The 24,044-nt window shown below is 72.3% G+C and carries 24 protein-coding genes and 1 pseudogene; 10 read left to right on the forward strand and 15 right to left on the reverse strand.

Annotated elements, in window-relative coordinates; translation table 11 throughout:
* Positions 1-120: 120 nt before the first annotated feature.
* The 3 genes from C6Y14_RS30970 to sigE all read right to left on the reverse strand — a co-directional run bounded on the left by C6Y14_RS30970 (position 121) and on the right by sigE (position 3,984).
* Complete coding sequence (locus C6Y14_RS30970) at positions 121-2,184, reverse strand: S1C family serine protease (RefSeq protein WP_107020180.1); 2,064 nt, start codon at positions 2,182-2,184, stop codon at positions 121-123.
* A gap of 139 nt (positions 2,185-2,323) precedes the next feature.
* Positions 2,324-3,286: an anti-sigma factor family protein gene (locus C6Y14_RS30975; RefSeq protein WP_107020181.1), complete on the reverse strand. Its 963-nt coding sequence runs from the start codon at positions 3,284-3,286 to the stop codon at positions 2,324-2,326.
* Positions 3,283-3,984 carry an RNA polymerase sigma factor SigE gene (gene sigE / locus C6Y14_RS30980; RefSeq protein WP_107020182.1) on the reverse strand — a complete coding sequence of 234 codons (702 nt, stop codon included), beginning with the start codon at positions 3,982-3,984 and terminating at the stop codon, positions 3,283-3,285. Before sigE ends, C6Y14_RS30975 begins: the two co-directional genes overlap by 4 nt.
* Before the next feature lie 227 nt (positions 3,985-4,211).
* Here sigE and C6Y14_RS30985 point away from each other — a divergent pair, with 227 nt between their 5' ends.
* Positions 4,212-4,910 (forward strand): O-methyltransferase, encoded by a 699-nt coding sequence (locus C6Y14_RS30985; RefSeq protein WP_318658074.1) that lies wholly within the window; start codon positions 4,212-4,214, stop codon positions 4,908-4,910.
* A 184-nt stretch (positions 4,911-5,094) separates the two neighbouring features.
* On the opposite strand, the gene C6Y14_RS30990 is transcribed toward C6Y14_RS30985, so the two are convergent.
* Positions 5,095-5,262: a DUF3117 domain-containing protein gene (locus C6Y14_RS30990; protein WP_003966491.1), complete on the reverse strand. Its 168-nt coding sequence runs from the start codon at positions 5,260-5,262 to the stop codon at positions 5,095-5,097.
* A gap of 361 nt (positions 5,263-5,623) precedes the next feature.
* On the opposite strand from C6Y14_RS30990, the gene chcB reads away from it, so the two are divergent.
* Positions 5,624-6,430 (forward strand): 2-cyclohexenylcarbonyl CoA isomerase, encoded by an 807-nt coding sequence (gene chcB, locus C6Y14_RS30995; protein WP_107020382.1) that lies wholly within the window; start codon positions 5,624-5,626, stop codon positions 6,428-6,430.
* A 112-nt stretch (positions 6,431-6,542) separates the two neighbouring features.
* Here chcB and C6Y14_RS31000 read toward each other — a convergent pair whose 3' ends face one another.
* Together C6Y14_RS31000 and C6Y14_RS31005 are read right to left on the reverse strand one after the other, a co-directional pair.
* Positions 6,543-7,124, reverse strand: a complete 582-nt coding sequence (locus C6Y14_RS31000) for a DNA-3-methyladenine glycosylase I (RefSeq protein ID WP_107020184.1) — start codon at positions 7,122-7,124, stop codon at positions 6,543-6,545.
* The gene (locus C6Y14_RS31005; RefSeq protein WP_107020185.1) at positions 7,121-7,519 is read right to left on the reverse strand and encodes a DivIVA domain-containing protein; all 399 of its coding nucleotides are present in this window, start codon (positions 7,517-7,519) and stop codon (positions 7,121-7,123) included. Before C6Y14_RS31005 ends, C6Y14_RS31000 begins: the two co-directional genes overlap by 4 nt.
* Positions 7,520-7,658: 139 nt before the next feature.
* Between C6Y14_RS31005 and folP the strand changes: the two genes are divergently transcribed.
* Positions 7,659-8,519, forward strand: coding sequence for a dihydropteroate synthase (gene folP / locus C6Y14_RS31010; protein WP_107020186.1), 861 nt, complete (start codon positions 7,659-7,661; stop codon positions 8,517-8,519).
* Positions 8,520-8,690: 171 nt separating this feature from the next.
* Here folP and C6Y14_RS31015 read toward each other — a convergent pair whose 3' ends face one another.
* Both C6Y14_RS31015 and dapE read right to left on the reverse strand, forming a co-directional pair.
* Positions 8,691-9,449 (reverse strand): LOG family protein, encoded by a 759-nt coding sequence (locus C6Y14_RS31015; RefSeq protein WP_107020187.1) that lies wholly within the window; start codon positions 9,447-9,449, stop codon positions 8,691-8,693.
* A 147-nt stretch (positions 9,450-9,596) separates the two neighbouring features.
* Positions 9,597-10,676: a succinyl-diaminopimelate desuccinylase gene (gene dapE / locus C6Y14_RS31020; protein WP_107020188.1), complete on the reverse strand. Its 1,080-nt coding sequence runs from the start codon at positions 10,674-10,676 to the stop codon at positions 9,597-9,599.
* A gap of 128 nt (positions 10,677-10,804) precedes the next feature.
* Between dapE and C6Y14_RS31025 the strand changes: the two genes are divergently transcribed.
* Together C6Y14_RS31025 and C6Y14_RS31030 are read left to right on the forward strand one after the other, a co-directional pair.
* Positions 10,805-11,854 carry a heavy metal transporter gene (locus C6Y14_RS31025; RefSeq protein WP_199854927.1) on the forward strand — a complete coding sequence of 350 codons (1,050 nt, stop codon included), beginning with the start codon at positions 10,805-10,807 and terminating at the stop codon, positions 11,852-11,854.
* 393 nt (positions 11,855-12,247) lie between these two features.
* Positions 12,248-12,685 (forward strand): ATP-binding protein, encoded by a 438-nt coding sequence (locus C6Y14_RS31030; protein ID WP_107020189.1) that lies wholly within the window; start codon positions 12,248-12,250, stop codon positions 12,683-12,685.
* A gap of 288 nt (positions 12,686-12,973) precedes the next feature.
* Here the strand turns inward: C6Y14_RS31030 and C6Y14_RS31035 are convergent, their stop codons facing one another.
* Positions 12,974-14,074 (reverse strand): bifunctional succinyldiaminopimelate transaminase/glutamate-prephenate aminotransferase, encoded by a 1,101-nt coding sequence (locus C6Y14_RS31035; RefSeq protein ID WP_107020190.1) that lies wholly within the window; start codon positions 14,072-14,074, stop codon positions 12,974-12,976.
* Positions 14,075-14,227: 153 nt separating this feature from the next.
* The gene (gene fdxA, locus C6Y14_RS31040) at positions 14,228-14,548 is read right to left on the reverse strand and encodes a ferredoxin (RefSeq protein ID WP_019058397.1); all 321 of its coding nucleotides are present in this window, start codon (positions 14,546-14,548) and stop codon (positions 14,228-14,230) included.
* Between the two features lie 141 nt (positions 14,549-14,689).
* Here fdxA and C6Y14_RS31045 point away from each other — a divergent pair.
* Positions 14,690-15,691 (forward strand): annotated as a pseudogene (locus C6Y14_RS31045) (GNAT family N-acetyltransferase); the annotation flags it as partial.
* A gap of 284 nt (positions 15,692-15,975) precedes the next feature.
* The gene (locus C6Y14_RS31050; RefSeq protein WP_107020191.1) at positions 15,976-16,827 is read left to right on the forward strand and encodes a transglutaminase family protein; all 852 of its coding nucleotides are present in this window, start codon (positions 15,976-15,978) and stop codon (positions 16,825-16,827) included.
* 16 nt (positions 16,828-16,843) lie between these two features.
* On the opposite strand, the gene C6Y14_RS31055 is transcribed toward C6Y14_RS31050, so the two are convergent.
* The 5 genes from C6Y14_RS31055 to C6Y14_RS31075 all read right to left on the reverse strand — a co-directional run bounded on the left by C6Y14_RS31055 (position 16,844) and on the right by C6Y14_RS31075 (position 22,547).
* A complete protein-coding gene (locus tag C6Y14_RS31055; protein WP_107020192.1) occupies positions 16,844-17,701 on the reverse strand; it encodes a substrate-binding domain-containing protein in 858 nt (285 codons plus the stop codon).
* A 160-nt stretch (positions 17,702-17,861) separates the two neighbouring features.
* On the reverse strand, positions 17,862-20,267 hold the full coding sequence (locus C6Y14_RS31060) for a hypothetical protein (protein WP_107020193.1): 2,406 nt from the start codon (positions 20,265-20,267) through the stop codon (positions 17,862-17,864).
* 172 nt (positions 20,268-20,439) lie between these two features.
* Positions 20,440-20,832: a DUF6113 family protein gene (locus C6Y14_RS31065; RefSeq protein WP_107020384.1), complete on the reverse strand. Its 393-nt coding sequence runs from the start codon at positions 20,830-20,832 to the stop codon at positions 20,440-20,442.
* Between the two features lie 59 nt (positions 20,833-20,891).
* A complete protein-coding gene (gene mshB / locus C6Y14_RS31070) occupies positions 20,892-21,845 on the reverse strand; it encodes an N-acetyl-1-D-myo-inositol-2-amino-2-deoxy-alpha-D-glucopyranoside deacetylase (RefSeq protein ID WP_107020194.1) in 954 nt (317 codons plus the stop codon).
* A gap of 234 nt (positions 21,846-22,079) precedes the next feature.
* Positions 22,080-22,547, reverse strand: a complete 468-nt coding sequence (locus C6Y14_RS31075; protein ID WP_107020195.1) for an ATP-binding protein — start codon at positions 22,545-22,547, stop codon at positions 22,080-22,082.
* Between the two features lie 155 nt (positions 22,548-22,702).
* On the opposite strand from C6Y14_RS31075, the gene C6Y14_RS31080 reads away from it, so the two are divergent.
* Genes C6Y14_RS31080 through C6Y14_RS31090 form a run of 3 tightly spaced genes read left to right on the forward strand, consistent with a single transcriptional unit; the run spans position 22,703 to position 24,029 of the window.
* Entirely contained in the window at positions 22,703-23,578 is an 876-nt protein-coding gene (locus C6Y14_RS31080) for a helix-turn-helix domain-containing protein (protein ID WP_107020196.1), read from the forward strand.
* Positions 23,575-23,784, forward strand: a complete 210-nt coding sequence (locus C6Y14_RS31085; protein ID WP_107020197.1) for a DUF397 domain-containing protein — start codon at positions 23,575-23,577, stop codon at positions 23,782-23,784. The genes C6Y14_RS31080 and C6Y14_RS31085 overlap by 4 nt, the downstream gene beginning before the upstream one ends.
* A gap of 35 nt (positions 23,785-23,819) precedes the next feature.
* Positions 23,820-24,029 carry a DUF397 domain-containing protein gene (locus C6Y14_RS31090; RefSeq protein WP_107020198.1) on the forward strand — a complete coding sequence of 70 codons (210 nt, stop codon included), beginning with the start codon at positions 23,820-23,822 and terminating at the stop codon, positions 24,027-24,029.
* Positions 24,030-24,044 lie beyond the last annotated feature (15 nt).

Raw genomic sequence — 24,044 nt, forward strand, 5'->3', positions numbered from 1 at the left:
ACCCGGCGTTCCTGTCCGACCGGTACTGTCCCGGCGCCCCGGACCGCGTGTACACGGCGGGTTTTCCCGGTTGTTTGCCTTGTGACACAAGGGGGTGGACGGATTTCTGTGACCTTCCTGTCAGTCCCCGTCGGCCGAGCCGAGGACGAGGGTGACCTTCCGTTCCCTGCCGTCCCGCTCCAGCGTCAGCTCCAGCCGGTCGCCGGGCCGGTGGGAGCGCGTCTTGACGATGAGCTCCTCGCCGGAGTGCACCCGCTGCCCGTCGACCTCGGTGATGACGTCTCCGGCCTCGATGCCGGCCCGGGCGCCGGGGCCGCCCCGGGTGACCGCCGAGCCGCCGTCGTTGCCCTTGGTGCCGACGCGGGCGCCGTCACCGGAGTACTCCATGTCGAGGGTCACGCCGATCACCGGATGGGTCGCCTTGCCGGTGTTGATCAGCTCCTCGGCGACGCGCCTGCCCTGGTTGATGGGTATGGCGAAGCCGAGGCCGATCGAACCGGACTGGCCGCCCTCCAGGTCGGAGCCGCTGTCGGCGGAGCGGATGGCGCTGTTGATGCCGATGACACGGGCCTTGGAGTCGACCAGGGGGCCGCCGGAGTTGCCGGGGTTTATCGGGGCGTCCGTCTGCAGCGCGTCCACGTACGAGATGTCGCTGCCGTCGCCCTCCTCGCCGCCCGCCGTGATGGGGCGCTCCTTGGCGCTGATGATGCCCGCGGTGACGGTGTTCTCCAGGTCGAAGGGCGCTCCGATGGCCACCACCGGGTCGCCGACCTGGACGTTGTCGGAGTTGCCGAGCGAGAGGGGCTTCAGCCCGCTGACGTGGGCGACCTTGACCACGGCGAGGTCGTAGCCGCTGTCGTGGCCCACGACCTCGGCCTTGGCGGTCTCGCCGCCGCTGAACGTCACGGTGATCTCGCCGCTGCCGTCCGCCGGTTCCACGACGTGGTTGTTGGTGAGGATGTGGCCGCGCCGGTCGAGGACGAACCCCGTGCCGGTGCCCTGTGCGTCCGAACCGCTCACGTGCAGGGTCACCACGCCGGGCAGCGCGCTGGCCGCGATACCGGCCACGCTGTCCGGTGCCCGTCCCTCGGCCTCCACCCCGGCCTGCGGCAGCTCGACGTCGTCGATCCCCCCGGTGCGCTCCAGATAGGCGCCCACGGCCCCGCCCACGCCTCCGGAGACCAGGGCGAGCAGGGCGGCGCCGAGGACCAGCGCCCGTCCCGTACGCCCGCGACGCCCGCCCGGCGCCTCGGCGGCGGCCCCGTGGTGCTGGAGGGGCGCGGCGGCCCAGGGGTCGTAGTTCTGCCAGGGGGTGCTGGGAGCGGGGGCGGGGGCGCCGTTCTCGCCGGCCCCGGGGGAGGCCCCGGGCGCCTGCCGGCCGCCGGGCGGCTCCGGGCCGAGCACGCCCTGCGTCTGCGGGACGGGAGTGCCCGAGGCGGGCGTCTCCGGAAAAGGGGTCTCGGAGAAGCGGGTCTCAGGGAAGTGGGCCCCAGGGACGGCCGGCCGCGGCGCAGGCAGGTGCGGGGCAGGCGTCTGCGGGGAGTTCGGATGCGCGGCGGGCGCATGCGGGGCAGGCGTCTGCGGGGCACGCGCGCTCGACGCGGGTGCGTGCGACGCGGGTGCGGACGGGGCAGATGCGCGCGGCGCGGGTGCGGACGGGGTGGGTGTCCCGGAGACGGCCTCGCCCGGAGTGTCCTGGGGCTGGGGCGGGGCGTCCTGGGGCGGAGCCGCCGCCTCCACCGTCGTGCCGTGCGCGGGTGTCGTCGCGGGGTGCTGCACCGGCGGCGCGGGCGCCCAGGGGCCCGGTCCGCCGTACGGCGGTGTGCTGTAGGGGTCCGGATCGTGCAGAGGCCCGGTCCGCCGACCGGGGGCGGGCGCGCTCACGCCGTCGCCCACCTCACCCGCGGCCTGCGCGACGGTCGAGCCCGCACCGGTGCCGGCGTCTCCGACAGCGGTCGGGCCCGCACCTGCGCCGGCGTCACCGACAGCGGTCGCAGCCGTACCCGGACCCGTACCCGGACCCGTACCCGCGGGCTTCTCCAGCTCGAAGTCGCCGTCCATGTCAGCCCCGTGGACCCCGCTCGCGCCGTCCCCCGTGGAAACCGGGTCCGCCGGAGCGGAATCCGGCCCATGGGTGCGTGGCCGGCTCCACCACTTCGGCTTCGTGGGCTTCCCCTCGTCCATGCTCTCCCCACACCTGACCCGCGGCACGGCATGTCGGCGCTCACCGCGTCGTCTCGACCTCCGCGCCCGGATCACTGCGGCGGGCGCGGCCCATCCCTGGATTCAACCAGGTTCGCGGGCCGCCGCGCAGAGGGCCGGTTCAGCCGGAGGAGGAAGGAGCGGGTGAGGCGGACGGGTCGAACGACGGCACGGCCGACAGGACGGACGCCTCGAACTCCGGGCCCGACGACCACGCGGTCAGCGTGACCCGTGGGGCCGGCGCGAACGGACGTATCAGCGGGGACATCGCGGCGGCACCGGCCACCACGGGGGTGGTGAGCGCGTGCACCGAGCCCGAGCCCTTGTTCTGCTGGCCGGCCGCGGGCAGTCCGGGCGCCGGCACGCCGGGCAGCAGCGGCGCGGACATCTCGGTCTGCGCGCCCCCTTCGTTGCCGAAGGAACGCTGGCCCTGGGCGAGCAGCGGTGCGAGGGAGCGGCGGCGCTGCGTCTCGGAGCCCGTGGCGCCGGTCGTGCTCGTCGTGCGCATCGGGGTCACGTTGCTTCCGTTGCCCGAGCCGCCGCGCGCGTCCGCGGTGTCGGTCGGGACGCCGGTCGAGACCCCGCCGAGCGCGATCGCGGCGAGCGAGACGGCACCGGCCGCGGCGGCGGCGAAGCGCAGTCCCCGGGAGGCGGTGCGCTCGGCCTCGCGCCGGCTGATGTCATGGATGCGGAATCCGCGCTGCTCCGAGGGGAGCGCGGTCGCATGGGGGCCGGAGGGCAGGTAACCGAAGGAGTCCGGCGTCATGTCGAAGACTCCGGACGCTCCGAACGCTCCCCGGCCCAGTCGCGGGCTGTCGCCGTCCGAGTCACCTCCTCCGGGGAGCCCCTGCAGTCTGGCCAGGAAACTCTCGGACGGGGGCGGCGGGGCGACCTCCGCGAACACGTTCTTCAGTCGTCGCTGCTCGTCGGCCTCCGACTTGCACTTCGCACAGGTGGCGAGGTGGGCCAGGACGCGCTCGCGCGCCTCGTGGCCGAGTTCACCGTCCACCAGGGCGGAGAGTCGGTCGCCGAGATGCTGCTCGGCCAGAGGTCCGTCGGCAGGGTTCAGCCGTGATCCGCTCACGCGCTCGTGCCCCCTCCTCCCAGGGCGGGCACACCGGTGACCGCGAAACCGCGGCGCTCGGCACGGGCCTCGGGAGAACGGTGGGCGAGCGCCTTACGGAGCTGGGAGCGACCGCGGTGGATCCGGCTGCGGACCGTACCGAGCTTGACGCCCAGGGTCGCGGCGATCTCCTCGTACGAAAGTCCCTCGATGTCACACAGGACGACCGCGGCGCGGAACTCCGGCGCCAGGGTGTCGAGAGCCTGCTGGACGTCCGCGTCAAAGTGCGTGTCGTTGAAGACCTGCTGCGGGGAGGGCTCGCGGCTGGGCAGGCGCTCGGCCGCGTCGTCGCCGAGGGCGTCGAAACGGATGCGCTGCTTGCGGCGGACCATGTCCAGGAAGAGGTTGGTGGTGATGCGGTGGAGCCAGCCCTCGAACGTACCGGGCGTGTAGGTCGACAAGGAGCGGAAGACCCGGACGAAGACTTCCTGCGTCAGGTCCTCGGCGTCGTGCTGGTTGCCCGTCAGGCGGTAGGCGAGCCGGTACACCCGGCCGCTGTGCGTGCTGACGATCTCCTCCCACGTGGGGGGAGTCCACGCCTGCGAGTCCGCGTCGGACGTGAAGGTCGCGGTCTGAGCGGAGTCAGCGATGCGGGATCGGTCAGCAGTGTTGTTCACGGATTTCGGCTCCCCCGACGATCTGAGCAGGCGCCGGAGCACCCCTCCTCGATCCACAGGTTCAGCCGCACCTCCCCTGTCGGCTCTGGTGGTGTCCAGTGGAGCCCCTACCATAGCCACCTCGCCCGTTAGCTCCGGATAAGCGGTTTTACGAGAAATTGATACGCGCTCATAAGGCTGCGCGAGCACTTGCCGGCCGTCCCGCTTCATCCGCCACCCCCGTGCAGTTCCCGACCCTTGTTCCCCACCCTCTCTAAACGCCTGGTCCCATCTGCGGGTTCCCGGCGGCAACGGATACAGTCACGCCCAGGCAACCACGGGGACAGGAGAGGGCCATTACCGGCAACCGGCTGACGAGCTGGGCGTTCGCCGACGCCTTTGTCGCCGAGGACGAGGCACTGCACTGGGCCCGGGACCGGGCCCGGGAGGCAGGCCTGCGCTCGGTGTCGCCCGGCACGGGCGCCGCGCTGCGACTGCTCGCTGCCACCGTGGACGCCAAGGCGGTCGCGGAGATCGGTACCGGAACCGGAGTCTCCGGTATTCATCTGCTGCACGGGATGCGGCCGGACGGCGTACTGACGACGGTGGATCCCGAGCCGGAACACCAGCAGTTCGCCCGCCAGGCCTTCCGCGCGTCGGGCTTCGCCAGCAACCGGGCCCGCTTCATCCCGGGCCGCGCGCTGGACGTCCTGCCCAGGCTCGCCGACGCGGGCTATGACCTGGTGTTCTGCGACGGCGACCGGCTGGAGTCCCTCGACTACCTCGCTGAATCGTTGCGCCTGCTGCGGGTGGGCGGCGTGGTCGTCTTCGAGGGCGTGTTCGCGAACGGGCGCACGGTGGAGTCGGGTCCGCAGCCCACGGAGGTACTGCGGCTGCGCGAGCTGCTGCGCGCGATCCGTGAGAGCCAGGAGCTGGTCCCCTCGCTGCTGCCGGTGGGCGACGGCCTGCTGTGCGCGGTCAAGCGCTGATCCCCGCCCCGGCCCAGCACGCACGCACACCCGCACACCCGCACACCCGCGCCGAAGCCCCCGGAGCCTCCCGGAGCTTCCTGGAACCCCCGAAATCCCCGTGATCCCCGTGACCCCCGGAGACACCACTGCCCCGGCATCGCGTCGATGCCGGGGCAGTGGAAGGGTATGGTCGCGTTCCGCGTCAGCCGACGACCTTCTTGAGGGCGTCGCCGAGCGCGTCAGCCTCGTCGGGGGTCAGCTCTACGACGAGCCGTCCGCCGCCTTCGAGCGGAACGCGCATGACGATGCCCCGCCCCTCCTTTGTCACCTCGAGCGGGCCATCGCCCGTCCGCGGCTTCATGGCCGCCATGCTCGTTCCCCTTCCTGAAACCAGCTCATCGTCGCCGACGGCCCCGTTGAAGGGCACGCGTCCTCTCGTCGGACACGCGTCACCGGCATCGAACACATTGCTTCCAAGCCATTATCCCGCATCTCAGGACCCGATGACCAACATCAGTCGGCATCGCTTGCGCAACGCGCTCGATCAAAACCACCCATTTCGGCGGTGTGACTGCGATACTGCGCCACTGCATGGACTTTCGGACACCGGAATTCTTTGACGCAGGTCACATGTACGAACCCCGCCGCCCACCATGATCTCCGCCATGCTGTCCTCGGAAGCAGTGCGTACCGACGGGTACGACCAATCCGCGACACCTGAGGGGACCATCATGGCCGACACCGTGCTCTACGAGGTGAGCGACGGACTCGCGACGATCACGCTGAACCGCCCCGAGGCGATGAACGCGATGAACACCGGGACCAAGGTCGCCTTCCGCGAGGCGGCACAGGCGGCCGCGGCGGACGAGTCCGTACGGGCCGTGCTCCTCACCGCCGCCGGTGACCGGGCGTTCTGTGTGGGCCAGGACCTCAAGGAGCATGTCGGCGGGCTGCTGACGGCGCGCGAGTCGGGCGCGGGCGAGGGTGTCATGAGCACGGTCCAGGAGCACTACAACCCGATCGTGCGGGCCCTGACGGGCGCGGCGAAGCCGGTGGTGGCGGCCGTCAACGGTGTCGCGGCCGGCGCGGGATTCGGCTTCGCGCTCGCCGCGGACTACCGCATCGTCGCCGACACGGCCGCGTTCAACACGTCGTTCGCCGGGGTCGCGCTCACCGCCGACTCCGGGATCTCCTGGACGCTGCCCCGGGTCGTCGGGCCCTCCCGCGCCGCCGACCTGCTGCTCTTCCCGCGCAGCATCACCGCGCAGGAGGCGTACGAGCTGGGGATCGCGAATCGGATCGTGCCGTCCGCGGAGCTGGCCGTCGAGGCCGTGAAGGTCGCCCGCGCGCTGGCCGAGGGGCCGACTCTCGCGTACGCCGCGCTCAAGGAGTCCCTCGCGTTCGGGCTGACGCACTCCCTGGACGAGACCTTGGAGAAGGAGGACGAGCTGCAGTCGCGGGCGGGGGAATCCGAGGATCACCTGATCGCTGTGCAGGCGTTCGTCAACAAGGAGAAGCCGAAGTATCTGGGGCGGTGAGGGTTCGCCTTCGGGGGCGGTCCGGTGTCTGGTGCCGGTCCGGTGGGGGCTGGGCGCGCAGTTTCCCGCGCCCCTGAAGAGCGCCCCTGCGGGGCGGCTCCATCGGGCGGCTCTACCGGGTGGCCCTGGACGCGCAGTCCGCCAAGTGGTCGTTCACCAGGCCGCACGCCTGCATCAGGGCGTACGCCGTGGTCGGGCCCACGAAGCGGATGCCCCGCTTCTTGAGGGTCTTGGAGAGGGCCGTCGACTCGTCGGTCACGGCCGGGACGTCGGACAGCGACTTCGGGGCCGGGCGCGAGGCCGGGTCGGGGGCGAAGGACCAGATCAGCTCGTCCAGTTCGCCCGGCGCCCAGTCGACGAGCACGCGCGCGTTGGCGACCGTCGCCTCGATCTTGGCGCGGTTGCGGATGATCCCCGTGTAGGCGAGGAGGCGCTCCTTGTCGGCGTCCGTGAAGGCCGCCACCTCGGCGATCCGGAACGCCGCGAAGGCGGCCCGGAAGCCCTCGCGGCGACGCAGGATCGTGATCCAGGAGAGACCGGACTGGAAGGCCTCCAGGCACAGCCGCTCGTACAGTGCGTCGTCGCCGTGGACCGGGCGCCCCCACTCCTCGTCGTGGTACGCCACGTAGTCGTCGGTGGACAGCGCCCAGGGGCAGCGCAGGGCTCCGTCGGCACCCTTCAGGGCGTCGCTCACCGGTGGTCCTCCTCCGCGGGCTTCTCCAGGGAGGTGGCCGGGGAGGTGGCCGGTGAGGCGGTCGAGGTGATGGGCGAGGAGGTGGTCGTCACCGGGCGGGCGCCGGACAGCGCGGCCTCCAGGTCGGCGATACGGGCGTCACGCTCGGCCAGTTCGGCGCCGAGGCGGCCCAGGGCGTCGTCCACGTCCGCCATGCGGTAGCCGCGCAGGGTCAACGGGAAGCGCAGTGCCTCCACGTCACCGCGGTGCACGGGGCGGTCCGGGGGAAGCGGGTCCCGCAGACGCTCCGGCAGCGCCTCGGGGAGGGCGGCGCTGTCACCGCCTCCGACGACGGAGAGGGTCACCGCGCCGACCACGACGACGAGGGCGACGACCAGGAACAGGAACATGAACATCTCTGAGGTCCCCACGCTCTGATGCCGACGCGGGGCGCGTCGGCACGGAAAGTGTCAGGCACCGATCGTGCCATGCGACTCTGACCGTTAGGGTCGCAGGCGGCCCGACGGCGACAACTACTGGGAGAGGTCACAGGGGATGCTCAGGCTGGGCAGGCGCGAGTTCGACGCGCACGAGCCGGTGATCATGGCGATCGTGAACCGGACCCCGGACTCCTTCTACGACCAGGGAGCCACCTTCCGCGACGAGCCGGCGCTCGCACGCGTGGAGCAGGCGGTGTCCGAGGGAGCCGCCGTCATCGACATCGGCGGGGTCAAGGCCGGACCGGGCGAGGAGGTGACGGCCGAGGAGGAGGCGCGGCGGACCGTCGGGTTCGTCGCCGAGGTGCGGCGCCGCTTCCCCGACGTGATCATCAGCGTCGACACCTGGCGGCACGAGGTCGGCGAGGCCGTCTGCGAGGCCGGCGCGGACCTGCTGAACGACGCCTGGGGCGGGGTCGATCCGCGGCTCGCCGAGGTCGCCGGGCGGTACGGGGTCGGGATCGTGTGCACGCACGCGGGCGGTACGCAGCCTCGTACGCGGCCGCATCGCATCGCGTACGACGACGTCATGGCCGACATCCTGGAGGTGACCGTGGGGCTGGCCGAGCGGGCCGTGTCCCTCGGGGTGCCCCGGGAGTCCGTGCTGATCGATCCCGGGCACGACTTCGGGAAGAACACGCGGCACTCGCTGGAGGCGACGCGGCGGCTCGGGGAGATGGTGTCCACGGGGTGGCCGGTGCTGGTGTCGTTGTCCAACAAGGACTTCGTGGGCGAGACGCTCGACCGGCCGGTCAAGGAGCGGGTGGTGGGGACGCTCGCGACCACCGCCGTGTCGGCGTGGCTGGGGGCTCAGGTGTATCGGGTGCACGAGGTCGCGGAGACGCGGCAGGTCTTGGACATGGTGGCGTCGATCGCGGGCCACCGGCCGCCGGCGGTCGCCCGGCGGGGGTTGGCGTAGGGGGATTCCGCCCCCGCCGCCCCTACCCGTTCCCGTCCACGTATGGGGGCTGCGCCCCCTCGCCCCCCTTTGTCCTCAAACGCCGGACGGGCTGAAAGATATCCGCCGGTCCGGCAACATCTCAGCCCGTCCGGCGTTTGAGGACCGGGGGTTCGGGGGCTGGCCCCCGCCCTATCTCCCCGCCTCCTTCGACACCAACGCCACCGCCTCGTCCACGTCGTCCGTGAGGTGGAACAGGAGCAGGTCCTTCTCCGAGGCCTTGCCCTGGGCGATCAGGGTGTTCTTGAGCCAGTCGACCAGCCCGCCCCAGTACTCCGTACCGAAGAGCACGATCGGGAAGCGCGTCACCTTCTGCGTCTGCACGAGCGTGAGCGCCTCGAAGAGCTCGTCGAGCGTGCCGAGACCGCCGGGCAGCACCACGAACCCCTGCGCGTACTTGACGAACATCATCTTGCGCACGAAGAAGTAGCGGAAGTTCAGGCCGATGTCGACGTACTCGTTGAGCCCCTGCTCGAAGGGCAGCTCGATGCCGAGGCCGACGGAGATGCCCTTCGCCTCGCAGGCACCCTTGTTGGCCGCCTCCATGGCCCCGGGACCACCGCCGGTGATCACCGCGAAGCCCGCCTCGACCAGGCCCCGGCCGAGCGCGACCCCCGCCTCGTACTCCGGCGAGCCCGCCGGTGTGCGCGCCGAGCCGAACACGCTGATGGCGGCCGGGAGTTCGGCCAGCGTGCCGAAGCCCTCGATGAACTCCGACTGGATGCGCAGCACGCGCCAGGGATCGGTGTGCACCCAGTCCGACGGCCCGCCGGCGTCCAGCAGCCGCTGGTCCGTCGTGCTCGCCTGCACCTGCCCCCGCCTGCGCAGCACGGGGCCCAGCTGCTGCTCCTCCGGTGGCTGCTTGCTGCCCTCGGGGTTGCCGGTAGCCATGTCCGCTCCCTCCGCTTGCCGATCGTTCTTCCTCAGCGTAGATCTCCACGGGTCAAGGAGGGGGGACGCCGACATGTCCGCCTCGGATCGGGACGCGGATCGAGTTGCGGATCGGGCCGCGGGCCGGGACGCGGGCCGGACGGCCGGTCAGGCCGTCAGCCAGGCCCTCAGCCGCTCCTCGCCTGCCAGGATCTTGGCGGTTTCGACCCGTTCATCCCGCTTGTGCGCCAAGTGCGGGTTGCCGGGGCCGTAGTTGACCGCCGGGACGCCGAGCGCGCTGAAGCGGGAGACGTCCGTCCAGCCGTACTTGGGCTGCGGGGTGCCTCCGACGGCCTCGATGAAGGCCGCCGCGGCCGGGTGCGAGAGGCCGGGCAGCGCCGCCCCGCTGTGGTCGTCGACGACGAACTCGGCCACGCCGCAGTCGGCGAAGACCTCGCGGACATGCGCGAGGGCCTCCTCCTCGCTGCGGTCGGGCGCGTAACGGAAGTTGACGCTCACCACGCACTCGTCGGGGATCACGTTGCCCGCCACCCCGCCCGAGATCCCGACGGCGTTCAGGCCCTCGCGGTATTCGAGGCCGTCGATGACCGGGTAGCGCGGCTCGTAGGAGGCGAGGCGGGCGAGGATCGGGGAGGCCGCGTGGATGGCGTTGGAGCCCATCCAGCTGCGCGCGGAGTGGGCCCGCTCCCCCGTGGTCTTCAGGAGCACCCGCAGGGTCCCCTGGCAGCCGCCCTCGACCTGGCCGTCGGAGGGCTCCAGGAGGACCGCGAAGTCGCCCTCCAGCCACTCCGGGTGGGCCTCGGCCACGTGCTTGAGGCCGTTCAGGTCGGCGGCGACCTCTTCGTTGTCGTAGAAGATGAAGGTGAGGTCGCGGTTGGGGGCGGGCACGGTGGCCGCGATCCGCAGCTGCACCGCGACGCCCGACTTCATGTCGCAGGTGCCGCAGCCCCACAGCACGCCGTCCTCGTCCAGGCGCGACGGCACGTTGTCCGCGATGGGGACGGTGTCGATGTGCCCGGCCAGGATCACGCGCTCGGCCCGGCCCAGGTTCGTCCGCGCGACGACGTTGTTGCCGTACCGGTCCACGGTGAGGTGCGGAAGGGCGCGCAGGGCGGTCTCGACGGCGTCCGCGAGGGGCTTCTCCGTGCCGCTCTCCGACGGGAAGTCGACGAGCCGCGCGGTGAGCCGGGCGGCGTCCAGCGTGAGGTCAAGCGGGGTGTCGGCCATGCCGTCGACCCTAACGCGCCCGGTCCCCGCGGCCTCCCCGGAGGCTTGCCCACGCAGGCTTGTCCACGGGCCGGTGAATCTCCGGAACCTCACACGGCCCCGACAGTACTCTCCAGTACCTTGTACGCGTGCCTGAGCCGTCCCCCACTTCCGTCGCTCCCGTACGCCGTGGCCGCTTCCTGCGTTTCGGAGCGGCACTCGTCGTACTGCTCGGCGTCGCGGCGTATCTCACCGTGCAGTACCTGACCGGCGGGAGCGGAGTGCCCAAGTGCACGGTCGTCTCCGCCGAGGGCGACGGCACCTCGTACGAGTTCACGGCGGAACAGGCGGTGAACGCGGCGACGATCTCGGCGGTCGGCACCAACCGCGGCATGCCCGAGCGGGCCGTCACGATCGCTCTCGCGACCGCCCTCCAGGAGTCCGCCCTGCGCAACCTCGGCCATGGCGACCGGGATTCGCTGGGCCTCTTCCAGCAGCGGCCCTCGCAGGGCTGGGGCACCGAGCAGGAGATCCTGGATCCGGCGTACGCGGCGGGCGAGTTCTACGAGCATCTGGACAAGGTGCCCGACTACAAGCGGCTGCCGCTCACCGTCGCCGCGCAGCGCGTCCAGCGCAGCGGCTACCCGGAGGCGTACGCGAAGCACGAACCGGACGCGACGCTCCTCGCGGCGGCCCTGACCGGCCGCGCCGCCGCCACGCTGACCTGCGAGGGCCGCCCGGACACACGCCCCGGCGGCCCGGAGTCGGTACGCACCGCGCTGGTACGGGACTTCGGGCGCGGTGTCTTCCAGGAGGCGGGCGCCACGGTGGCCGCTAGCCCCTCGGCCGATTCGCCGACCGGCTCGGCGGCCGGCTCTTCGACCGATTCGTCGACCGGCTCTTCGACCGGCCCGTCGGCAGACTCCTCGCTCGCGCCGTCCGCCTCGGTGAGCGGATCCGGGGGAAGGCGCACGGTGACCGTGCCCGTGCCGAAGACCGCGGACACCGGGGGCGGGCAGCGGCAGCGCGGATGGGCCCTCGCGCACTGGGCCGTCGCCAACTCGTCCGCTCTGCACGTCGAACGGGTCTCCTACGCGGGTCGCGTATGGACGGCGGGCAGCACGCGGAGCGAGTGGCGCGACGACGGTCAGGCCGGCCGCAACGCCACGCGCGAGGTTCGCATCGTCACCGGGCAGTAGTACGGACCCTCACCCTTTGGTGGCACTCACGGCGTGCCATGTCGACAGGCCGCCGCACTTTTCTGCGGCCCTTCTGCCCGCTCGTCCCCCACCTGCCCCGTGGACTTCAAAACCCTTGCCGGCAAAGGGCTGTGAGGATTCTGCGGGCTGCGCGGCCAGGCCTTCTTTGCCCGGGTTTCTCCGCAGCCGATAATGCGACGCATTACCAACTCTTTACTTCGGGTCACCGCAACCTTCGCGGGCTTCGAGCGGTAGTCACTGCGTCCGAGCCCGGAACGATCAACACCGGTCGACAGCCGGTCGACACCCAGTCGGCAGCCAGTCGGCGGCGAGTCGGTCAACTGCCGGGCGCGGCGGAAGATTTCATCGTTCTCTCCCCGTCAAAGGAGCACCATGTCCCTCCCCCTGACCCGTCGGATCGCCCGTGTCGCGCTGCTCATCGCAGCGGGAGCGGCACCCGTGGTCGGTGCGGCCGGCTCCGCGAGCGCGGCCGAACTGCCGGCCACCCCCGACCTCGGCGGCCTGAGCGCGCTGGACAACGCGGGCACCACCGTCGACGGCGCCACGCAGAACGCCACCGGGGCGGCCGGCGAAACGGGCAGCAAGGCCGTCAAGAAGGCCGTGCCGGCCGCGGGCAAGACGAGCGGCAAGGCCGTCAAGACGGCGACGCCCGCGGCGCAGAAGACCGCCGGGGATGTTGCCGGGACCACGGGTGACGTCCTCGGTGACACCGCGGGGTCGGCTACCGGTGGTGGGCTGCCGACCGATGCGGTGTCCAAGGGTGGGCTGCCCACTGAGGGGCTGCCGCTGCAGGGGCTGCCGCTCGGCTGATCGGCTTGCTGCCGGCCTGGCTGTGGTGAAGGGGTTCAGGGGATTTCCCCTGGGCCCCTTCGCCTTTTTGCGCCTGCGCGCGCGTTCGCCTGCGGGTTCGCCTGCGGGTTCGCCTGCGGCGGGCTGGTGGGGTTTCGGGTGCGGGTGCGTCGTGGCTGGGCGCGCAGTTCCCCGCGCCCCTTATGGGGCCGGCTGGCCCCGGGGGGTTTCGGGTGCGGGTGCGTCGTGGCTGGGCGCGCAGTTCCCCGCGCCCCTGGAAGGCTGCCCCTGCGGGGCGCCTTCAGGGGGTCAGCTCGCCGTCAGGCGGGATGTTGCCGCTTGGACTCTTTCGTCCGTGGCCGTTAGGGCTACTCGTACGAAACTGGCGCCTGCCGGGCCGTAGAAGTCGCCCGGGGCCACCAGGATGCCGAGGGTGGCCAGGTGGGACACCGTGTCCCAGCAGGATTCGTCTCGGGTCGCCCAGAGGTACAGGCTTGCTTCGCTGTGTTCGATGCGGAAGCCGTGGTGGACCAGGGCGTCGCGGAGGGCGGCGCGGCGGGCCGCGTACCGCTCGCGCTGCTCCTGGACGTGCGTGTCGTCCGAGAGGGCGGCCACCGTGGCGGCCTGCGTCGGCGCGGACGTCATCATTCCGCCGTGCTTGCGGATCTGGAGCAGGTCGCCCAGGACCGCGGGGTCACCGGCGAGGAACGCGGAGCGGTAGCCCGCGAGGTTCGACCGCTTCGACAGCGAGTGGACCGCGACGATCCCCTCGTACGAGCCGCCGCACACCTCGGGGTGCAGGACCGAGACCGGGTCGGCCTCCCAGCCCAGTTCGATGTAGCACTCGTCGGCGAGGACGAGGATGCCGTGCTCGCGCGCCCAGGCGACGATCCGGGTGAGTTCCTGCTGGGAGAGCACCCGGCCCGTGGGGTTGGACGGGGAGTTGAGCCACAGCAGCTTCAGGCCGGTGGGGTCCAGGTCCGTCGGGTCGTCGTACGCGATGTGGTCCGCGCGGGCGAGGCGGGCGCCGACCTCGTACGTCGGGTACGCAAGGCGCGGGTAGGCCACCTTGTCCCCCGGGCCGAGGCCCAGCTGGGTCGGCAGCCAGGCGACCAGTTCCTTGGAACCGACCACCGGCAGGACGTTGCGGTGGGTGAGGTCCCGGGCGCCCAGTCGCCGCCCGCACCAGCCGACCAGCGCGTCCCGCAGTTCCGGTGTGCCCCACACCGTCGGATAGCCGGGCGAGTCGGCGGCGGCGACCAGAGCTTTCTGGATCAGCTCGGGCACCGGGTCGACCGGGGTGCCGACGGAGAGGTCGACGATGCCGTCCGGATGAGCGGCGGCCTTCGCCTTGAAGGGCTCCAGCTTGTCCCAGGGAAAGGCGGGAAGCCGGTCGGAGACTGCGGACACGGGTTCTGGCTCACTTTCTGCACGGCAGGCACGGCACGCACGGCAGGCACAGCAGACACGGCAAACACGGCGGCCCCGCACGGCGGCGGGCCGTACGGGACCGAGGCGGCCCCCACGGCATCCGCCGGGCGGGGCCGCCGGCGCACGGGCCGCTTACTGGTTCTGCGGCGGCAGCGCTGCGACGAAGGGGTGGTCGCGCTCGATGAGCCCCAGCTTGCTGGCGCCACCGGGCGAACCCAGCTCGTCGAAGAACTCGACGTTCGCCTTGTAGTAGTCCTTCCACTCCTCGGGAGTGTCGTCCTCGTAGAAGATCGCCTCGACCGGGCAGACCGGCTCACAGGCACCACAGTCGACGCATTCGTCCGGGTGGATGTACAAGGACCGGGAGCCCTCGTAGATGCAGTCGACCGGGCACTCCTCGATGCACGCCTTGTCCTTGACGTCGACACAAGGCTGCGCGATGACGTAGGTCACGCTGTCGTTCCTCCTCGATAGGGCGCTGGCGAGCCGTCTTCAGGCTCCGCCACCTGGCGCGCGGGAGCGCGGCGTCGTCGATGCCCGCACCTAGTATCTCCGTTCTTGGGCATGATCCGAACAGGAGGGTTGGACTGAGCTGTGGATTTCTCACCACACTTCCGGCTTGAGGTCCGTGTCACCCCCGCTGACGTGGGCAAACGCGTATCGGTGCGACGGTTGCGCGAAGAGGCCCCCGAGGGTGAGAAGTTCACCGACACGGTCGGTGTTCTCACATCATGGGACGACGGTGTGCTGCTGATCACACGCCGGACCGGGGAAAGCGTCCGCATTTCGGAGGCGACGCTGGTCGCGGGCAAGGTCGTGCCGTCCGCGCCGGCCCGCCGACGGGGCCCGGCGGCGTCGTACGAGGAACTGGCGCGGGTCGCCGCACGGGCCTGGCAGCCGGTGGAGCGCGAACGGCTCGGCGAGTGGGAGCTGCGGGCCGCGTCCGGCTTCACGCGGCGCGCCAACTCGGTCCTGCCCCTCGGCGACCCGGGCGTACCGCTGGACGAGGCGCTGTCGCTCGTACGGGAGTGGTACGCGGCCCGTGGGCTGCCCGCCTACACGCAGACCGCCACGGGGGCGCAGGGCACGCAGGAGGCGCTGTGCGCGGAGCTGGAGGCGCGGGGGTGGGTGCGTGAGGTGTCGGCGGAGCTGTGGACCGGCGCGCTGGCGCCGGTGGCCGACCTTCCGGATCCCGGGCCCGACCGGACGGTCACGCTGTCGCGCGAGGCCGACGAGGGGTGGCTGGGCCGCTACCAGCGCAAGGGTGTGAGCGAGGTGGCGCTGAAGGTGCTGGGCAGCGGCCCCTCGGTGTGGTTCGCGACCGTGCCCGGCAGCGAGCCGGGGGTGCCCGCGGCGATCGGCCGGTGCGTGGTCGACGGCCGCTGGGCCGGTTTCGCCGCGGTGGAGGTGGACCCGGCCCTGCGCCGCCAGGGCCTGGCCACCACGGTCATGACGGCCCTGGCCCGCCAGGCCCTGACGGAGGGCGCCTCGGCGGCCTGGCTCCAGGTGGAATCGGACAACACGGGCGCCCGATCCCTCTACTCCCGCCTGACCTTCACCCCCCACCACGCCTACCACCACTACAGAGCCCCGGCCCCGGACAGGGGCGCGGGGAACTGCGCGCGCAACCACAACGAACCCGCACCCGACCACACGCCTACACCACCCCCCACCTGGGGCGCGGGGAACGGCGCGACCAGCCACGACGAGCCCGCACCCGACAACGCCTCCCGGCTGGGCCCCGCAAGGGGCGCGGGGAACGGCGCGACCAGCCACAACGCGCCCGCACCCGACGACCCCACCGGCGCCGCCCGAACCCCCCACACAGAACCGCGCGGAGCGCACCGGTATCGATCGGCGTGAAAGGGCACGAAGCAGCTATGCGTCCACTACACCCCCCAGACCCGGCGCGAAGCGCCGAATGGCGGCGGCGCTTCGGCGAAGAGGCCCGAGCCGAGCGCCCCGACCTCTCGGCCCTGTGCCTGCTGGTGGGCGCCCAGGCGGACGGCGAACTGACCGAGGCGGGGATGGACGCGGCCCAGATCGAGCTGGACCGGCTGGCCGGAGAGCTGCCGTTCCGCCCCGGCGGCCCCCGGTCCTGGGCCACCGCGCTCTCCGAGCACCTGGGCACCGGCCTCGGCTACCGCGGTACACCGGGCGACTACCAGCGACTGGAGTCGTCCCTGCTGGACAAGGTGCTGAAGCGGCGCCGCGGACTGCCCATCCTGCTCTCCGTGGTGTGGATGGAGGTCGCGAGAAGGGCGGGAGCGCCCGTGTACGGAGTGGCCCTGCCAGGTCACTTCGTCGTCGGCTTCGGCCCGCCCGAGCAGCAGGTCCTCGTGGACCCCTTCGTCGGCGGCCGGGTACTGACCGGCACCGACGCGGAACTGCTGGTGGCCGGTGCGACCGGCTCCCCCCTCGACCCGTCCATGCTCTCGCCCGCCGACCCGCTCGACGTCGTCCTGCGCATCCTGAACAACATCCGTGCCTGGGCCGCCGCCCGTCCCGAACGCTCCGACGTGGCCCTGTGGGCGGTCGACTTCTCGCTCCTGCTGCCCTCGCATCCGGCCCGCCTGCGCTACGAGCGCGCCCAGCTCCTCGTACAGCGCGGCGACTTCCTCACGGGCGCCACGGAGCTCGACGCGTACGCGGAGATCGTGGCCGCCGTCGACGAACAGGCGGCGGCGCGCGTACGGAGCCAGGCGCACGCGGCCCGCGCGATGCTCAACTGACCCCCGGCCGCCCGTTTCAGCGCTCCTTGGCGGCCAGTTCCCGCAGCGCCCCCGCCACCGACCCGATGAAGTCCGCGTACGCCCGCGCGCTGCACGGCAGTTCCGGGTTCCAGGGGGCGACTGTCGCGGCCGAGGTCAGGGCACGCCAGGCCGGTACGGACTCCAACTCGGCCGCCGGAGCGGCGTTTGCGCGGACGTCCGCGAGGACCAGGTCGGGAGCGAGCTCCACCGCCCGCTCCCAGGGGGTCGTGGCCCAGTTCGCGCCGCCCTCGCCCGGCTCGATGAACTCCACGCCCAGTCCGGCCAGATGACGCAGCTCGGGCCAGGCCCGGGGACGGGCGAGATGCGCCTGGCCGGGCCCGGCGGCCGACAGTGCGAGCACCTTGGCCGGCACCTCCGCCCGTACCGCCGACCGGACGGCGTCCTGCGCGGCTGCCAACTCGCGCCCGTGCCCTGCCGGTTCACCGCCCAGCGCGTCGGCCAGCTCGGCGAAGCGCGCCAGGATGCGGGGCAGCGAGGTGTCCGCGCCGACCGCGAGGGCGAGCACAGGCGCGCCCGCCCGGCCGGCCGCCGGCTCCGTGACCGCGTACGGCTGCTTCCCGTCGTAGGTGACGTCCACGACCAGGTCCGGCCGTACGGAACCCAGCGTCGCGTGGTCGAGGGTTCTGCCCGCGCCCAGGTACGGGACGTCCGCGAGGAAGCCGGACTTGGCGCGGTCGGGCTCGTCCCCGTCGTGTCCTGACCCGTACACCGCGACGGGCCGCACCCCCAGGTCCCACAGGCCCGCACCCGCGCGTACGTACGCGGCGACGCGCTCGGGCCGTCCGGCGAGCCGGACCGTGACTCCCCGGTCGTCCGTGAACTCCCAGCCCATACGGCACCCGCACCTTCGGCACCCGCCCAGCGCGGCCCACCCGGCAACGATGCGGCGGACGTCCGGACAGGGCAAGAGGGCACCCGGCCATCACCAGGTGCCCTCTCGACCTCAGCCTCGACCTTCGCAACCTTCGCAACCTTCGCGAAGCGAACAGCTGTTACGTGGGGTTGGTCTCGATCACTCCGACGCGGTCCGTCGCCGACTTGCCGAGGAGTGCCTGGCGCAGGGCGCCGACCACGTCCTGCGGGGTCACGGCGGTCTTCTTGCCGTTGCCCCGGGCGATCGTCACACCGTCGAACGCGCCGCCGTACAGCTCCTTGAGAGCGGGCAGGTCGTAGTAGTCGACCAGTTTGCCCTCGGGGGTCGCCTTGACGCCGAGGAACTTCCACAGGGAGTTCTCGGGGCTGAACTGGACCACCGCGGTGCCCGCCTTGACGGTCACGAGTCCGGACATCGCGGGCTGCGCGAACTCCTTCATCATGCGGTCGACCTCGGCCTTGGAGACCTTGGGCTCCTTCGCCGTGGTCGGCACCTTCACGGGAGCCGACTTCCCGGTCTCCACCTGGGTGCGGTACGCGTCCTCGACGGCCTGGGTCGACCGGTCGATGTCGATGCCCTGGCCCGCCTTGCCGTAGACGGCGACGGCCTTGCCCGACTGGAACTTGATCGTGCCCTCGGTCGCCGAACCGGAGCCGCCCGCGGCCCCTTCGAGTGCGGCGGCGAGCTTCTCCTCGTCGACGGGCATCACGGGGGCGACGACGCGCTCCTGGCCGATCAGCGAGCCGATCACCGAGACGGGGTTGTAGTCGCTGCCCGCGGCGGCCCGCACCGTGGCCTGGCTGTCGAGCTGGAGCCCGGCCTGGTCCGGCTTGAGCGCGACGGTGTCGCCGTCGACCGACAGCTGGAGCGGCTTGGCGGCCGACGCCTTGAAGGCGTCGTCGAGCTTCTGGACGGCCTCGTCGCGCGTACCGCCGCCGATGTCCACACCGAGCACGCTGGTGCCCTTGGGGACGTCGGAGTGGTTCATGAGCAGTCCGGCGCCGTACGCGAGGCCGCCCAGGGTCACCACACCGGTGACCAGGAGCACCAGCTTGTTGCGGCCCTTCTTCTTCTTGGGCCGCGCGGCGGCGGGCGCGGCCGGTGAGACCGGTTCCGGCAGCTTCGGGGGCTGGTGCGGCAGCGGTCCGTCGGTGTGCGCGCCCGGTCCGAACGGCGAGTTCGGGGCGGGGGGCACGACGGGGATGCCGCTGGTGAGGGTGTGTCCGGAGACGTTCTCACCGGCGCCGCCGTAGCCCGGCGCGCCCGGTTCGGGCGCGGGGACCTGCGGAGTGAGGATCGCGGTGTCGTCGCTCAGCCCGCCACCGGGGCGACCGGCGCCCGCGGGGGCACCGGAGAACGCGGAGCCGCTCTGGGCCCCCTTGCCACCGGGGAAGCCGGAGGCGTCCGGGGCGCCGGGAGCGCCCTGGCCGCCGGGGGCACGGTGGCTGCCGGGGCCCGCGGGCGCGCCGGGGTTGCCGGGAGCGCCCTGCCCGCCGGGAGCACGGTGGCCGCCGGAGCCCGCAGGAGCGCCGGAGCTGCCGGGGCCGCCAGGGCCGCCGAGAGCACGGTGACCGCCGGGCCCTGCCGGACCGCCGGGGAAGCCTTGACCGCCCTGACCGCCCTGACCGCCCGGGGCGCCGGGTGCCGCCAGGGGCGTGTCGCCGCTGACCGGGCCGCCGGTCGGACCAGTGGGCCCGCCCTGACCGTTCTGGCCGCCGTCGGAGAAGTACGGGAGTCCGTCGCGGCGCGGTTCGGCGCCGCCGTTGTCGCCCGCCTGGGCACCCGTCGGATACGGGGATCCGCCCGGCCCGGTGCCCAGCGGCCCCGCCGCCAGCGCCCGGGAGACGTCGAAGGAGCCGGTGCCGCCGCCGTGGCCGGGGGCCACGGGTCCGGTGCCGCCCGCGCCGGGCAGCCCCGCGCCGTTGGTACCGCCGCCGGGCCGTGCCCCGGGTGTGGCCGCGCCGCCGGGCCGCGCCGCGGGCGCGCCGGAGGGGCCAACTCCCCCACCGGCACCGGTCGCCGGGCCCTGGGCGCCCGAACCGGCGGCCATTCCGGCGCCGTTGGCGTTGCCGCCGCCCGGTCCGCCCTTGGGCGCACCGGCCTTGCGGGGGGCGAACCAGTCGCTCCGCTTCTCCTCGCCACCACCACCGCCGCCGGCACCACCGGCGCCGGGCATCGGGTGGGACCCCGTGTCGGAGTCCACGGGCCGGGTCGGAAGCGCGGCCGGTCCGGGCTCCGGGGCCGCGGACCCGGACGCACCTGTGGCGTCGGAGGACTCCGCGTTGGCCACGGGCGTGCGCACGACGACCGGCGGAATCGGCCGGGATCCGGGGATGTTGATGCGGATCCGCGTCGTCAGCGTGGTCTCGGTCTTGGGCTGTTCCGGCCGGTCACCGGCACTGCGCCCCGCGTCGGCGGCGCCGTCGGAAGCCATCGGCGTTCCGTACGGCGGAGTCCCCGACGGGTATGCGGTTCCCCCGCGCCCGTTGGGCCCGGAGGACGAACTGTCAGTTTCACGACTCAAGGCAGGTTCTCCTGGTTGGCTCCACCGCCCGGTTACTCGACCTCGACCTCGACCTCGATTCGGGCGGCTCGGCGGCGCGCTCCACCATACTGGCCACTTGTCCCCCTCATTTTGCGGCCGTCGGGGAAACCCACACCGGACGTGCACCTGCGCGCTGTGGCGAAGTGGTACGTCACTTGCCAAGTCGGGCGGCGGCGCCGCCCGGTTGCCGTCCCTGGCCAAGGGTGGCGCACATCACAGCCACGGCCATCCCGCCCAGCAGGAAGAGATAGGAGCCCGCTCCCGCGGCGAAGAGGAAGTCGCCCTCGGGGCGGCTGGCGGTGAGCAGGACGACCGCGATCATCCAGCCTGCGGCGGGTGCGACCGCCCCGGCCCGGCCGCCGGTCGCACGCGAGCCCCCGAGGAACAGGCCCGCCGCACCGGCCAGCGCGAGCAGCAGCCCGCCCGGGAACCAGCCCGACTGGACCAGCGCCCCGGCCACCGCGACCACGGCGCCGAGGACGAAGAGGCCCAGGTGGACGACGATCCGGACGGCCGAGGGCGGGCTCAGGGGCTGGGTGAGCATGGTGCCCGCGTTCGACCGGTCCGCGTACGAACGGTTCGCGTTCGACCTGTTCGCCGCGTTCATCGGGTACCGCCCTCGGTGGTTGCTTCTGTGATCTCTGCGAATGCGCTGTCCGTGAAGGTGCTCTCCGCGGACAGGTCCGTGATGCCCGCGAACAGATCGGTCTCCCGGCCCGTCCCGGCACGTTCGCCGCGCACCAACTCGTAGTACTCCACAAGGAAGAGGGGCTGCGCGAGCCGGTTGGAGAGGGCGAACCATGGTTCGGCGACCTCGATCTGGGTGGCGTGCGCGCGCATCGCGGCGGCCTTGGCCGCCGCCCGGTCGGTGCCGTCGATCTCCGTGGTGACCACCGGGTCGTCCACCACACCCGGCACGTCGTCGAGTGTCGCGGCGGCGGGGAACGGCAGCTCGTCGAGTACGTCCTTCAGGCGGGCGAAGCCCTCCTCGGCGACGGAACGCGGCACGCGGTTCCAGTAGATCTTCGCGATCGTCCACGGTGCGCCGAGGTCGGTCCTGAAGTCCGGCTCGGCCGCCAGATCGGCGGCGCGCATGGCGACGCGGTGGGCCTGGATGTGATCCGGGTGGCCGTATCCGCCGTCCGGGTCGTAGGTGACGAGCACGTGGGGGCGTACCTCACGGATCACGCCGACCAGATGCGCGGCGGCCTCGTCCACGTCCGCGCGCCAGAAGCAGCGCGGGTTGTCGTTGTCCGGGAGGCCCATCATCCCGGAGTCCTCGTAGCGGCCGGCGCCGCCGAGCGAACGGGCGTCCCGCACACCCAGCTCATGCATCGCCTCGGCGAGCTCCGCCAGGCGGTGCTCGCCGAGGCGTTCTCCCGACAGATGCGCGAGTCCGGGCGGAATGACCTCGCCCAGTTCGCCCCGTGTGCAGGTCACGAGGGTGACCTGGGCGCCCGTGGCCGCGTACCTGGCCATGGTGGCGCCGTTGTTGATCGCCTCGTCGTCCGGGTGCGCGTGCACCAGGAGCAGACGCCCGGCGGGCAGTTCCGTCATGCCCTCACCCTACGAGGCACGCACGCCGGAACGGCACGTGCCCGGCGGTCCGCCCGTCACTCGTTGTCGTCGAGGACGGGGGGCGACGGCGAGCGCGATCCGGTCGACACGGTCGACCCGGACGCTCCAGCCGGGCGGCGGCACCGAGGACGGCACCGGGGGCGGGGCGGGCGGGGTCGCGGGCGCAGAGAAGAAGGCCGTTGCCGTGTGCCTCAGGCTCCCGCAGGGCGGCGGCTACACGGTGCCCCTGTCACCGCACCCCGCGCGGTCGGGTTCCGGTGACGGATTCAGCTCCGCCCAGACCGTCTTCCGGGGATGCGGACCCCGGGTGACGCCCCAACGGTCGGCGAGGGCCTCCACGAGGACGAGTCCCCGGCCCGACTCGCTGTCGGGGTCGAGGCCCTGCGGTCGCGGCAGCAACTCTCCGCACGTGTCGGTCACCTCGATGCGCAGGGTCTCCGCGACGACAGCGAGCGTGAGCCGGAAGTCCCGGCCGTTCACGCGGCCGTGGGTGGCCGCGTTGGCGGCGAGTTCGGCGACGAGGTGGCGTGCCGGGTCCAACGGGAGTTGCCAGGCACGCAGTTGCTCCGTGGCGAGCAGGCGGGCGAGGCGGGCCCCGCGGGGCGTGGGAGACAGCTGCACGCTGAAGGTGCGGGTGGGGCGGGCGAGTCCAGCCTCGGCGGCGGCGGTTTCTTGGATCACGTCACTCAGAGTGGCCGCACGCGCCTACCGTGAACAGTGACGACGTCGATACGTACGGTGACTGTCCGGAGCTTGTCCGGCGCTGTCCGGGCTGTCGAGGCCACCCGTGCGGGTAGGGCGCGTTGAGCAGTGGAGGACCGTCGGAGAGGCGCGCTATGCACGTGGACAGTGGCGAAGGTCGGCTCAGGACCGAGGCGGACGAGCCGGGCTGGGAGGTCGACCCGGACGACGACTGGGGCGTGGCGGTCGTGGCCACCGTCGGTCGGCAGCTGAAGCTGCGGCGGGAGGCGGTGGGGATGCGGGCCGCCGACTTCGGCATCGCCGTCGGGTACGGCGAGGACATGGTCTACAAGATCGAGGGCGGGAAGCGGATTCCGCAGCCCGAGTACCTGGACAGGGCGGACGAGGTGCTGGGGGCGGGCGGGTTGCTCTCGGCGATGAAGGAGGACGTGAGGAAGGTCCGGTACCCCAAGAAGGTGCGTGAGCTGGGGAAGCTGGAGAGCAAGGCGATCGAGATCGGCGTGTACGAGTGCAACATCATCGCGGGACTGTTGCAGACGCCGGAACATGCGCGGGCCGTGATCGGCGCGGCTCAGCCTCCGTACTCGCCGGATGACGTGGAGCGCATGGTGGCCGCACGCCTGGCCCGGCAGTCGGTCTTCGAACGCGATCCGGCCCCGTCGATCCACTTCGTGTTGGAGGAGGCGGTGTTGCGGCGGCCCATCGGAGGCACAATGGTTAAGCGACAGCAGCTCGAACACCTGCGTGAGGTCGCTCAGCGCCACAACGTCGTGCTTCAGGTGATGCCGATGAACTGCGAGGTCCATTCCGGCTTGGACGGACGCGTCGAGGTTCTGAAGTTCCCGGACGGTTCCGCCGTTGGGAGATCTGACGGCACGTTCAACGGCCGCCCGACCTCAGATCCGAAGCAGTTGCGCGTCCTTGAGCTGCGGTATGGCACCATCCGGGCCCAGGCTCTCTCTCCGCGAGAGTCACTGGCCTTCATCGAGCAACTGCTGGGAGAAACATGATCCGCAGGGCCCCCGCAGGGGACGCCTCCGAGCTGGCGTGGTTCAAAAGCAGCTACAGCGGCGGCAACGACGGCGAGTCGTGCGTCGAACTCGCCACCACCCCCGGCACCATCCACGTCCGCGACTCCAAGGACATGGACGGCCCCCGCCTGGCCTTCTCCCCCGACACGTGGTCGGCCTTCGTGCCGTACGCGTCCGAAGGCTGACCCGAAGGGTCGGTCGCACAACCGCTGGGAGAAACATGATCCGCAAGGCCCCCGCAGGGGACGCCTCCGAGCTGGCGTGGTTCAAGAGCAGTCACAGCGGCGGCACCAACGGCGAGTCGTGCGTCGAACTCGCCGTTACCCCCGGCACCGTCCACGTCCGCGACTCCAAGGACATCGCAGGCCCCCGGCTGGCCCTCACGCCGGAAGCGTGGGCCCGCTTCGTACCGTACGCGGCTACGGGCTGACACGGCCCGGCCGGC

It is taken from the genome of Streptomyces dioscori, from assembly GCF_003024195.1.
Lineage (GTDB): Bacteria > Actinomycetota > Actinomycetes > Streptomycetales > Streptomycetaceae > Streptomyces > Streptomyces dioscori.

Bases quoted from the DNA above. Each gene is read 5' to 3' on its own strand.
- chcB (WP_107020382.1), top strand. From the start codon at position 5,624: ATGGCCGACACCGTGCTCTACGAGGTGAGCGACGGACTCGCGACGATC.
- C6Y14_RS31065 (WP_107020384.1), bottom strand. From the start codon at position 20,832: ATGCTCACCCAGCCCCTGAGCCCGCCCTCGGCCGTCCGGATCGTCGTC.
- folP (WP_107020186.1), top strand. From the start codon at position 7,659: ATGCTCAGGCTGGGCAGGCGCGAGTTCGACGCGCACGAGCCGGTGATC.
- C6Y14_RS31015 (WP_107020187.1), bottom strand. From the start codon at position 9,449: ATGGCTACCGGCAACCCCGAGGGCAGCAAGCAGCCACCGGAGGAGCAG.
- C6Y14_RS31005 (WP_107020185.1), bottom strand. From the start codon at position 7,519: ATGTTCATGTTCCTGTTCCTGGTCGTCGCCCTCGTCGTCGTGGTCGGC.
- C6Y14_RS30990 (WP_003966491.1), bottom strand. From the start codon at position 5,262: ATGGCGGCCATGAAGCCGCGGACGGGCGATGGCCCGCTCGAGGTGACA.
- dapE (WP_107020188.1), bottom strand. From the start codon at position 10,676: ATGGCCGACACCCCGCTTGACCTCACGCTGGACGCCGCCCGGCTCACC.
- C6Y14_RS31030 (WP_107020189.1), top strand. From the start codon at position 12,248: ATGTCCCTCCCCCTGACCCGTCGGATCGCCCGTGTCGCGCTGCTCATC.
- C6Y14_RS31085 (WP_107020197.1), top strand. From the start codon at position 23,575: ATGATCCGCAGGGCCCCCGCAGGGGACGCCTCCGAGCTGGCGTGGTTC.
- C6Y14_RS31055 (WP_107020192.1), bottom strand. From the start codon at position 17,701: ATGGGCTGGGAGTTCACGGACGACCGGGGAGTCACGGTCCGGCTCGCC.
- mshB (WP_107020194.1), bottom strand. From the start codon at position 21,845: ATGACGGAACTGCCCGCCGGGCGTCTGCTCCTGGTGCACGCGCACCCG.
- C6Y14_RS31090 (WP_107020198.1), top strand. From the start codon at position 23,820: ATGATCCGCAAGGCCCCCGCAGGGGACGCCTCCGAGCTGGCGTGGTTC.
- C6Y14_RS30970 (WP_107020180.1), bottom strand. From the start codon at position 2,184: ATGGACGAGGGGAAGCCCACGAAGCCGAAGTGGTGGAGCCGGCCACGC.
- C6Y14_RS31050 (WP_107020191.1), top strand. From the start codon at position 15,976: ATGCGTCCACTACACCCCCCAGACCCGGCGCGAAGCGCCGAATGGCGG.
- C6Y14_RS31080 (WP_107020196.1), top strand. From the start codon at position 22,703: ATGCACGTGGACAGTGGCGAAGGTCGGCTCAGGACCGAGGCGGACGAG.